Genomic DNA, 10,652 nt, shown 5'->3' with positions numbered 1-10,652 from the left:
CCGACTCCGGCTGCGCCTCGTACCCCATCGTGCGCAGCCGCGCGATGATGGCGTCCAGGTCCACCTCCTGCGCCCGGTACTCCACGCGCATGTTGGAGCCGACTACGCTGGTCGTCGAGTGGACGACGCCCGGCATCTTCGAGACCACCGTGTCGAGGGTGGCCGCGCAGTCCGGGCAATCCAATCCCCCGAGCATGATCGTCTCATGCCGGAAGCGCGCGCCGATGCCGGCGCCGATCTCGACCACCTTACGCTCCAGAGCGTCGAAGGAGGTGCGGTCCTGGTCATACTCGAGCAGGAAGGTCGAGGCCTGCCGATCCACGGTCGCCGACAACACTCCCTTGGCGACCGCGACCTCGGTTTCGAGCCGCTCTATGCAGCGCTCGCACTCGGCGCCGCCGGGGATGATTAGCGGAAGCTGGAGCTTGCGCGTGGCCATGGGTCACACGTGCGCCCCGACCGGTCGGGGCGAGATAGCCGCGACTTCAGCGAGGTCGCGTTCTGACGCGATCGCGGTGATAATTGGCTTTCGGCGGGCAGGGCTCCTGCTGCACCGGACCGCCGGCCCGCGCTGAGAGGGGAAAAAGGCTTGCCCCGGGGGGCGGCAACTGCCGCTATTGCCGGCCGACCTTGGAGCAAGCCAATGGGTTATTCCATACCTGCGCGTCCGTTGTTAGAAGTCATGGGCGCCCGGTCGCCTGACCGCGTGCGGTTTCGCGGCTGCGGGCGAAGTCGCGCCCTCAGCAGGCAGGTATGGCCGGGCGGGTGGGGAAGTCCATCGTGGCCGACGCCGACCGCTTCGGCGGCCGAAGCGAGCCTCCGGGGCCCGCGAAGACCGAAGGGTGGCGAGTTCCGATGACGTCGCGTGAAGAGCAGGCGAAGCGCGCCGCGGTCGAGGCGAAGCTGCTGGCGGAAGCGGATCTGGTGGTTTCGCGCCTCCAGGCAGCGCTCGCGGCCGCCCCCGCGGATGACGAGCTGAGGGCGCAACTCGAATGCATCGTCGAGCAGGCACGCCGCTTTCGCCGCCGCGTGCAGGAGGCGATCACGAGGGCGCACTCTGAACGGGGGGAGAACCGCCTGCCCTAGCGGCCGGTCGGCGCGGCCCAGAACGTAGGCCATGCCCGAATTGCTGCCATACAAGCATGCGGATTACCCGGCAATGCTGGAGCTGACCCGCGAGAGCATAGTGACGACGGGGCGCCGCGGTGCCGCTGAGGAGTTCGATGAGGAGCTCTTCAAGGGCATGATCGGCGACGAGCAGGCGACCACCCTGGTGATGTGGGACCGCGAGGCGCTGGCGGGATATGTTACCTTCTCTCCGGACGAGGACCACCTCTTCATCAACTGGCTGGTGCTGCGCCCGGACTACCGCAACCGCGGGTTCGCAACCATGCTCTTGGACGAGGTCGGCCGGGCCGCCGCGCAACGCGGCCTGCGCTCGCTGCGAATCTGCCTACAGGAAAGCAACCACCCGGCGATCACCGTCTGTGAAGCCGCGGGCTTCCAGCGGGTGGCCCTCGAGCCCATGGGATGGGTGATGGAAAAACCGGTGGTGCCCGAGCGCGGTGACTGAACCGGTCTCGGCCCCGACTCGTCGCGGCGCCTAGCGCGCGGCGGTAGGCTGGGCCTGGTTTCTCTTCGACGCCGCCTCATTCCGAGCCCGCTGCGCCTGGCGCTCCGTGGCCCTCCGCGCCCGGCGCAGGTCCGGCGAACCGGGGCTCAGCTTCTCCAGCTCCGCGAGCTGATCCCGCGCTTGTGCGAACTGGCCGTTCCACCGGCATACGTGCACCAGCAGCACCCTCGGGAAGGTCTCGCGCGGCGCCAAGCGGATGGCCTGCTTGAGCGCCGCTGCCGCGCCCGCGTAGCGGTGATGCTCGATACACCAGTGCGCCACCGCCACGTGCGCGTCCGGGTTGCGTGGATCGGCCGCCACGCCGCGGCGGTACTCGCGCAGCGCCAGGTCCTCGCGCCCTTGCTGGCTGTACATCTCGGCGAGCCCGGTGCGCGCCGGCAGGTATCTCCGGTCAACCGCCAGCGCCTTGCGATACGCGGTGGCGGCAGCGGACCAGTCTCCCCTGCCCTCCGCTTCGGCGGCCGCGTCCATATAGGCGATCTTCAATGTGGCGCGGTCGCTGCACCGTCTTGCGTACACCGCCGCCGCCCCCAGCGCGCACAGCACCAGGGCCCCCACGATGATCCTCAAGACTCGCCGCGACATGGCCCGGCCACCTCCTCACAGCGACAGGGGATGGCGGCGCACTTCGGGCACCCCGACGCGTACTTGTCTCGCGCCGCCGCCTCGAGGTCCACTCCCGCGATGCTTGCGAGGGTCGCCAGCCACGCCAGCGCGTCGGCGAACTCCGCCCGTAGTTGGGCCGCATCACCCACGCGCAGCGCCTGCGCCAGCTCCCCCGTCTCCTCGCAAAACCACATGAAGGTGCCGCCGAGGCCGCGTCGGCGGTCTCGCTCGAGGTATATCTGTTCGATCAACCGCTGGAACTCGGATACCTTCATCGCCTCGTCACTCAAGGACGCGACTTCGCCGAAGTCGCGGTTATCTCGCCCCGACCGGTCGGACCGCCCATTGGTTGGTTCTTCACGCGCACCGCCGTATCCTGGCCGCCCACAACGACAGCGGCTCCGTTTGTCTGCGCACAGCACCACGGGGCACGCGCGCGGCCTTGTCTCGCCCCAGGGGGCCAGGTATAATCAGCGACGCGGCTGCGATGCCCGCCGGAGGACTGCCCGTGAGCGAGTATGCGCTCGACAGCGACAAGCAGTGCGCGTTCTACGACCCCGCGGTGGAGGGCCGGGTTCACTGCCGGCTGTGCCCCCACCAGTGCCGCATCGCCGATGGCCAGACCGGCATCTGCCGCGTGCGCCGACACCGCGGCGGCCGGCTCTATGCCCTCACCTACTCCCGCGTCACCTCGATCAACCTCGACCCCATCGAGAAGAAGCCGCTCTACCACTTCTATCCCGGGTCGTGGATCCTGTCGCTGGGCACGCTGGGGTGCAACCTGGCCTGCGACTTCTGCCAGAACTGGCAGATCTCTCAGGACGCGGCGCCCACGCGCGAGCTGACGCCGCCCCAAGCGGTGGAGCTGGCGCTGCGCGATCAGCACAACCTGGGCCTCGCCTTCACCTACAACGAACCGCTGATCTGGTACGAGTATGTCTATGACACCGCCTTGCTGGCGCGCGAGCGCGGGCTGAAGATCGTCCTCGTCACTAACGGCTACATCAACGAGGAGCCGCTGCGCCAGCTGCTGCCGGCGGTGGATGCGATGAACATTGATGTCAAGAGCTTCGGCGATGATTTCTATCGCACGCTGTGCAAGGGCCGCGCGGCGCCGGTGCGGCGGACGGTGGAGATCGCGCACGCGGCCGGATGCCTGGTGGAGTTGACCAACCTCGTCATCCCTGGCCGCAACGACTCTGACGACGAGCTGCGGGCGCTGGTGGATTGGGTCGCGGGAGTTGACGCGGCCATCCCCTTGCACTTCTCGCGCTATCATCCGGCGTACCGGCTTGACGCGCCGCCGACGCCGCCCTCGACCCTGCAGCGGGCGCTCGCCATCGCCAAGGAGAAGCTTCACTACGTCTATCTCGGCAACGTGGCGGGCGCCGGCGGCGAGGATACGGCCTGTCCGGCGTGCGGGATGACGATGGTCGCGCGCAGCGAGTTCTCGGCGCGAGTGACCGGGGTGCGGGCGGGCAAGTGCACGCACTGCGGCGAGGAGATCAACATTGTCGGCCCATGAGAGGAGGCAGCGACATGAAGCATGAAGGCGAGGGCGAGCACCTGTCCTGGCGCGACGTCCTGGCGCGCTCTTTAGACCTGGGCGTGGGCGCGGTGATGCTGACCAAGGAGGCGGCGCAGAAGGCGATGGATGAACTGGTCGCCAAGGGCGAGGTCAGCAGGCAGGAGGGCAAACAACTGCTCGAACGGATGATCGAACGCGGCAAGGAGCAGAAGGAGCGCCTGGAGAAGCTGGCTGCGGAGGCGGTGGAACGGGCGATTGACAAGGCGGACCTCGCGCGCGCCTCCGAGCTCCGACACGCGCGCGCGCGCATCGGGGAGCTGCAGCAGCGCCTCGATCGCCTCGAGGCGCGGTCGGCGGCGGGGCAAGCGCCGCACGAGCTGCCTCAGTAGTACCGCTCCGCCACGATTCGGGGCGCACCCTCGAGTCGCGGCCCTTGCGATGGCGTGGCATCCCGTTCCGGCTGCCCGTGGCCGCCTTATGAGGGCACCTTGGTGCTGCACACGCGACTGCGCAACCTGCGGCGTCTGCGCGAGGTATCCGGCATCCTGGTCAAGTACGGCTTCGGGTACCTGGCGATCCAGTTCGGCCTCGACCGGCTGATACCGGTCAGCCGCTGGCGGGCTCGACTGCGGGGGCGCGAGCATCCCTTGTCCCTGGCCGAGCGCCTGCGTCTGGCACTGGGGGAGCTGGGCCCGACTTTCATCAAGCTCGGGCAGGTGCTGAGCAGCCGCGAGGATATCCTGCCTCCGCGGTTCATCCATGAACTGCGCAAGCTCCAGGATGAGGCGCCGCCGGTACCGTACCGCCCGGTGGCGGCCGAAGTTGCGCGGGAGCTGGGAGCGCCGCCGGAGCAGCTCTTTGCGTCCTTCGACCCGGAGCCCTTATCCTCCGCCTCCATCGGCCAGGTGCACGCCGCCCAGACCCGAGATGGGCGCGCGGTGACGGTCAAGGTGCAGCGGCCGGGGATCTCGGCGGCGATCGAAACCGACCTCGCCATCATGCGCGATGCGGCCGACTTTCTGCACCTGCGCTCTCAGGCCTTGCGCCGCTTCGACTTGCCGGGGCTGGTGGATGAGTTCAGCTCCCTCCTGCGCGATGAGCTGCGGTACCGGATCGAGGCCCACAGCGCGCAGACCGTCCGCGACAACCTGCGCGAGCTGTCGTGGGTGCAGGTGCCGCAGGTGGTGTGGGAGCTGACTACGCAGCGCGTGCTGACGATGGAACGGGTGCATGGGCTGCGCATTGACCGCACCCAGGAGCTGAGCCGGCTCGGGGTGGACTTGCCCCAGCTCGCGCAGCGCTTCGCCCAATGCATGTTGCAGCAGATCTTTGTGGACGGGTTATTCCACGGCGACCCGCACCAGGGCAACGTGTGGGTGCGGGGGGACGGCGCCCTGGTGCTGCTGGACTTCGGCATGGTGGGGCGCCTCGACCGGCGGTTCCGGCGGTCGCTGATCAGCCTCGTGCTGGCGCTGATGAGGCAGGACTCGCAGGGGGCCCTGGACGAGATCGCGGACATGGGCATGATGGGCGAGCACCAGGAGGTCGGCGGCCTGCGCCGCGATCTGCGACGCCTGTTCACCAGGTACCATTTCTTGCCGCGGCACGAGTTTCCCCTGGGCGAGCTCTTCATGCGCGTGGTGGCGCTCATGTCGCGCCACCGCATCCCGGTGCCCTGGGAGCTCTCGCAGCTGGGCAAGGCGCTGGTGATGACCGAGGGCATTTGCCGCGAGCTGGATCGCGATTTCGAGTTCGACCAGGCCGCCTCTCCGGTCATCGAACGCTTGCGGCGCGAGCGCCTGAGCCCGCACCACCTGGTCGAGGACCTGTCCGAGCTTGGGCGCGACCTGGCGCGCAATCTGGGCGCCCTGCCGGAGCGCCTCAACCAGGTGCTGGGCGAGCTGCGCCGCGGCACGCTGCGGGTGCGCGTAGCGGCCGAGGAGGGCGAGCACGCGCTGGCCTATCGCAATGTGCTCTACAATCGCGTCTCCCTGGCGGTGATACTGGGGGCGCTGGAGATCGCGACCGCGTTGTTCATGCTGTCCACCACGGTTTCGAGCACCATCAAGCTGTGGGTCGGCATTCCGGTGCTGGCCGCGGTCGGCATCGCCGTCATCACCCTCCTCGGCGGCCTCCTCAGCCCGCGGGAGTGAGCACACCGCCAAGTCATTAAGTAAACAGTATTGTAGCTGTCCCTAATTTCCCTAATCTCCCTAATTCTCCCCAATGAACAAGCTCCCCAAGACACTGAACGGTCGCTGATCATTCTTCTCGTGGTCCACGTCCGAGGGCTTTGCGTTCCCACACACCATAAATGACCCGCAAAATGATAAGCATCACGAAGGCGCCGGCGGTCCCGCTGATGATAATGGCGATGAGATCGGCCAGCGTGTGTACCATGCCCATCAGCGTCAGCTCTACGGGACCCCCCACCGCGATGATCAGTATGACCAGCCAAGACTTCGACCGTTTCCCTCCGAACGGCGCCACGCCGCTCGCCGTCATCCCGATGCCGACGTATAGCATCGCCGCCATCCAGATCAACGCAATGTCCAGGTATTGCCGAGGTTCCTGTTTCAGGAGCAAAACGCGCACCAGTAGGTCTGTTGGCAGCGCGATGAACAAGAACCAGAAGCCGCGCGCTGCCCAACGCTGGTGCGTGGCGGTGATGCGTTCATCAGAATGGTTGCTCATTCGGGTTCCTCCGCCCAGAAAAGATCGGTCAACGATCTGTGCAGCGCCTGCGCCAGGCGCAGGCACAGGATGATCGTCGGGTTATACTGTTCCGCCTCGATCAACCCGATGGTCTGCCGGGTCACCCCGATCAGATCCGCCAATCCCTGCTGCGTATATCCGCATTCCACCCGGGCCAGTTTGACCCGGTTGCGAACGCGCAACTCTGATTTCATCGCATCGAAGCCCCAATCCCCAGGGTGTGATGCCGTTAGTGTAATATATATATGGCATAATGTCAAGTATATCTGTCATAAAGTCAGATATATTTCCCAATCATCTGCGTTGCTGGGTGAAATACGAGGATGCTGAACAAACCGTCCGGTGACGGTTTGTTCAGGCAGGCGTGGTGGAGGAAAGCGACCTGGGATCGAAACTCTCTCTGCTTCGGACGAGGTCAAAGATTTCGATGACAGGGCGTTTTGGAGTAGGAAGTTGCGGTCGCGAACTCTCTCTCCGTCCGGCTGCAACCCCACCGCCACGTAGCTCCCCTGCTCTCCTCTCAGGTCAGTAAGACCACCGTTCGCCCGGAAACCGGTGTCCCAAGCCCACTTAACACGGACGCAGTAGCCCGCTGCTACCGGCTTGAGCCGTTTCGCTCTCAGTCCGTGACCCCACTCAGTTTCCAGTGGGCGGTGCGGTGATGCGCATGGCCGCCGCCCAAACAAAAGATAGGAAAAGTGCGCCAAATACTCCGCCCAAGAAGGGCGAGTGCCAGCCGGAAAAGGCGACATCGATCACAAGTCGTCCAGCCACAGCGCCCGCCAGACCGGCGAGTACTGCAGCCCACCAAAGTCCCGTGCGTGCACCTACGCACACGGACGCGCGGGTCAGCAGGCCCAAGCCGATGCCCACCGCAAGCGTGACCGCCCAGCCGAAAACGCCCATTGCCACGATGGTACCCTCCTTTGCAGCCGGCACGTTGTGTTTCTTACGCTTGGCCGCGTGCCGTCTTCCGCGGATTCGCCCCATGCGGGCCCAGCGCTATTTGGCTGATTCGTTGGTCACAATCTGCCATCCTGTTCGGCACACGCACGAAAAGCGCACAACGGCACTTTCCGGTGTTCAGGTTCAACAATCATGGAACAAGTCAAGGGATGAATTGAGGTACACCGTCGGTGTCCTTGCTCTTGCACCTTGATCCCTCCGCGCGAGCTTGCAGGGGTGCTCGCGCCTGGCCACCAGCGCCCGAATCTGGAGCGCTTTTCACCGCGCCAGGATGGCTTCCCTGCGGCCGCAGCAGACATCGGGGGTGCGCGAGGCCGCGAACGGCGCGCCGTGGGCGCCCGTGTCGCGCTTTCGGGCGCGGCCCGCGGCTATGCCTCGCCCTCCGGCCCTTCGCGGCGCTGTCGGCGCGTCTGTGCGCCAAGTCGTCGCCAAGATGACTCCTATCGCCTGCCCCTTGGCCTTGACATCTTCGGCTAAACATCCTCCCTATGTACTTATAGGATGCACGCCACGCGTGCGAGGAGGGCAGGATGACCAAGGGAGGATCAGGGAAGGTAGGTAGGAGGGAGGTAGGGAGCAGGCGGCAGACTCGGTCTCTGCTGAGCGAGTTTCTGGATGCGCTGGCGCTGGAGGGGCGCTCGCCGCATTCGGTGCGCTCTTATCGCCGCGACCTGGAGCCGTTGCTGGCGGCGCTGCCGGCGCGACTCGACCAGGTGCACCCCGCCGACTTGCGGGAGTTCTTCCGCGCTCAGCAGCAAGCCGGGCGCGCGCCCTCCAGCATCAACCACGCCATCGCCGCCACGCGGTCGCTCTTCAACTTTCTGGTAGACAACCGCGTGCTGGACTCCAGCCCGGCCATGAGCTTGCGCTCGATCCGCGTCGGGCCGACTCTCGCGCCGAAGCATCTGACCGTGGAGGAGGTGGATCGCCTGCTGGCCGAGCCGCACACTGACACTCCAACCGGCGTGCGCGACCTGGCGCTGCTGGCTTTCCTCTACAACACCGGCCTGCGGGTCGGGGAGCTGTGCGCGCTCAACCGCGCGGATGTGCAGTTGCCCGCCGATGGCTGGGGCCAGGTGCAACTGGTCGGCAAGGGGCGGCGCCTGCGCTGGGTGCCGGTCAATGCCCATGCCCGCCATACGCTGGAGGACTACCTGGCCCGACGCGAGGATGATAACCCCGCGCTGTTCCTCAACCGCAGCGGGGAGCGCTTTTCGGTGCGGGGAGTGGCCCTGCTGGTCAACCGATATCTGCGGCGCATCGGGGTGACCGACCGCTCGGGGCCGCACCTGCTGCGCCACACGTTTGCTACCCACGCCTTGCGCGCCCGGCCCAACCTGCGCGCGGTGCAGGAGTTGCTCGGCCACTCCAGCGTCACCACCACCCAGCGCTATACGCATATGGACGCCGAAGACCTGCGCCGGCAGGTGGCGGAGTTGCTGGGGAGCCCGACCCAGCCCAGAACGGCAGGCCTCCGTGGCACTGGTCCGTAGCCTGCAACGCTGGCGTCAGCCGCGCTCAAGGAACGGAGATGGAATCGCTGGTTTCGAGGTTCGAGCCAGAATCGTAGCTCCAGCCCGCGAGACTTACGCTGTCGATGGTGAAAGTGAAAGTCGTGCCGTGAAGCGCTCGCTTGACGTTGTTGGACTGGAGCGTCACGCGGCCGGCGCCGTCGGTGAGCCCGGTGTCACTGTCGCTGCTGGCGCCGCTCCAATGCCCGAACACGCCTACCCCAGAGACGGCCGTGCCCCCGCCATCGACTATCGTCACAGTTGCGAGCGCAGCCGTGTTCACCCCCGCTGTCTTCAGAGCCATATCAATGCCGGCGACATGCATCATCTGGCCGGGCGGGATGATGCTTACCGTGGTTGTCGCGACGTTGTTAGTGAGATTGCTTTCACCACTCACCGCACTCGCCTCCGCCCGGAGCAGATGATTCCCAGTTGAAGCCGTGGCGGTCGGCCAGGTGAAGGCAAGCGTCTGACTCGCGTGTGCTGCTGGGCTCACCGTCTGGCTGCCGATCGGAACAGAGTCGGTGGCGTCTGCCAGGGTCACGGTAAAGCTTTCCGTGAAGTCGCCCAGGTTGGCCGCCGTCACGTCAACCGAGACCCCTTCGCCCTGAACGGCGCTCGACGGAGCGCTCACACTCGTCACCGCGACGTCGTGCACCGGGGCGAGAGCACAGTTGAGTGCCGCATAAGCATCGACGATCCCCCAGCCGTAGTAGCTGTCCCAGCCCGGCGCTCCCTTGTCCTCCGCAGTGCTCTGGAGCGCCTCTCGAACCTGATCCGGTCCAGCGACGCCGTCGGCGATCAAGAGCGCAGCCACTCCCGATACATGAGGAGTCGCCATCGAGGTGCCCTGGAAGAACCAGTACCCGAAGTCTCCCGTGTTCCTCGTGTTGGGGTTGAAGGTGTTCTGCAGGATGCCATCCACATACCCGTCGCCGTTCTGGTCGACCGTGACATCGCCCCCGGGCGCGGCGATGTCCACATAAGAGCCGTAGTTCGAGTAGTAGGCGCGTGTCTCATCGTACCGGGTGGCGGCCACCGCGATACAGTAGGCGTCGTAGGCAGCGGGATAGGAGGGGCTGTTCGAACCCGCGCCTTCGTTGCCGGCGGCGCACACGACAGTCGCGCCGTGCTGATAGGCATAGGCGACCGCGTTCCCGAGCGTGGTCGAGCTCCCGGCCCCACCCAGGCTGAGATTCAACACGTCAGCGCCGTTGTCGACCGCATAGTAGATGCCGTCCGCCACCTCGGCATCCGTGCCGGAGCCGTTGGCGTCAAGCACCTTCACGGGCATCAGCGTGGCGTCGAAAGCAATGCCGGCCACTCCCAGCGCATTCGCCGTGCTTTGGGCGATGGTGCCCGCGACATGGGTGCCGTGGCTATTGTCATCATTGGGATGGAGGTCGTTATTCACGAAGTCGTAGCCGGGAGCGAAGTCCGTCTGGGCAAGGTCAGGAGCCTGGTAGTATGTCCGCTTCCGGTTACGCACCCGCTCCGAGTAGTTCTCGTAGGCAATGCCGGTGTCGATGACTGCCACGATCACGCCCGTGCCGCTCGACATATCCCAGGCGGGTTCCAGGTTGATGCCTCCACCATTGGCCCCACCGTAAGGATTGGGAGATAGGCTGTCGTCGAAGTTCCACTGGTAGCCGTAGAGTGGATCGTTCGGGGCGGTGAGCACTTGGCGGACAAA

13 protein-coding genes are annotated in these 10,652 nt (G+C 66.1%); 6 read left to right on the top strand and 7 right to left on the bottom strand.

The genetic code is table 11. From position 1 onward, the window contains the following. Positions 1–439: cation transporter (locus VM221_09415; protein ID HUT75033.1), on the bottom strand; the 439-nt coding region annotated here is incomplete at its 3' end. Positions 440–855: 416 nt separating this feature from the next. On the opposite strand from VM221_09415, the gene VM221_09410 reads away from it, so the two are divergent. Then, a complete protein-coding gene (locus VM221_09410) occupies positions 856–1,086 on the top strand; it encodes a hypothetical protein (GenBank protein HUT75032.1) in 231 nt (76 codons plus the stop codon). 31 nt (positions 1,087–1,117) lie between these two features. After that, positions 1,118–1,573: a GNAT family N-acetyltransferase gene (locus tag VM221_09405; GenBank protein ID HUT75031.1), complete on the top strand. Its 456-nt coding sequence runs from the start codon at positions 1,118–1,120 to the stop codon at positions 1,571–1,573. A gap of 30 nt (positions 1,574–1,603) precedes the next feature. Here the strand turns inward: VM221_09405 and VM221_09400 are convergent, their stop codons facing one another. Beyond that, positions 1,604–2,218: a tetratricopeptide repeat protein gene (locus VM221_09400; GenBank protein HUT75030.1), complete on the bottom strand. Its 615-nt coding sequence runs from the start codon at positions 2,216–2,218 to the stop codon at positions 1,604–1,606. Then, entirely contained in the window at positions 2,200–2,529 is a 330-nt protein-coding gene (locus VM221_09395) for a MazG nucleotide pyrophosphohydrolase domain-containing protein (protein ID HUT75029.1), read from the bottom strand. Before VM221_09395 ends, VM221_09400 begins: the two co-directional genes overlap by 19 nt. Before the next feature lie 218 nt (positions 2,530–2,747). On the opposite strand from VM221_09395, the gene amrS reads away from it, so the two are divergent. The 3 genes from amrS to VM221_09380 all read left to right on the top strand — a co-directional run bounded on the left by amrS (position 2,748) and on the right by VM221_09380 (position 5,920). Further along, on the top strand, positions 2,748–3,764 hold the full coding sequence (amrS, locus tag VM221_09390) for an AmmeMemoRadiSam system radical SAM enzyme (GenBank protein HUT75028.1): 1,017 nt from the start codon (positions 2,748–2,750) through the stop codon (positions 3,762–3,764). Between the two features lie 14 nt (positions 3,765–3,778). Then, positions 3,779–4,156 carry a hypothetical protein gene (locus VM221_09385; protein ID HUT75027.1) on the top strand — a complete coding sequence of 126 codons (378 nt, stop codon included), beginning with the start codon at positions 3,779–3,781 and terminating at the stop codon, positions 4,154–4,156. A 102-nt stretch (positions 4,157–4,258) separates the two neighbouring features. Next, positions 4,259–5,920 (top strand): AarF/ABC1/UbiB kinase family protein, encoded by a 1,662-nt coding sequence (locus VM221_09380; GenBank protein ID HUT75026.1) that lies wholly within the window; start codon positions 4,259–4,261, stop codon positions 5,918–5,920. A gap of 109 nt (positions 5,921–6,029) precedes the next feature. Here the strand turns inward: VM221_09380 and VM221_09375 are convergent, their stop codons facing one another. From VM221_09375 to VM221_09365, 3 genes are all read right to left on the bottom strand, one after another. After that, positions 6,030–6,461, bottom strand: a complete 432-nt coding sequence (locus VM221_09375; protein ID HUT75025.1) for a DUF6773 family protein — start codon at positions 6,459–6,461, stop codon at positions 6,030–6,032. Next, entirely contained in the window at positions 6,458–6,676 is a 219-nt protein-coding gene (locus VM221_09370; protein ID HUT75024.1) for a helix-turn-helix transcriptional regulator, read from the bottom strand. Before VM221_09370 ends, VM221_09375 begins: the two co-directional genes overlap by 4 nt. A 442-nt stretch (positions 6,677–7,118) precedes the next feature. Continuing rightward, a complete protein-coding gene (locus tag VM221_09365) occupies positions 7,119–7,394 on the bottom strand; it encodes a hypothetical protein (protein HUT75023.1) in 276 nt (91 codons plus the stop codon). Positions 7,395–7,978: 584 nt separating this feature from the next. Here VM221_09365 and VM221_09360 point away from each other — a divergent pair. Continuing rightward, a complete protein-coding gene (locus VM221_09360) occupies positions 7,979–8,941 on the top strand; it encodes a tyrosine-type recombinase/integrase (GenBank protein HUT75022.1) in 963 nt (320 codons plus the stop codon). 25 nt (positions 8,942–8,966) lie between these two features. Here VM221_09360 and VM221_09355 read toward each other — a convergent pair. Beyond that, the coding region (locus VM221_09355) for a S8 family serine peptidase (protein ID HUT75021.1) at positions 8,967–10,652 on the bottom strand (1,686 nt) is incomplete at its 5' end.

This window comes from Armatimonadota bacterium (assembly GCA_035527535.1).
Classification (GTDB): Bacteria; Armatimonadota; Hebobacteria.
This window is presented reverse-complemented; position numbering and strand designations above follow the sequence as displayed.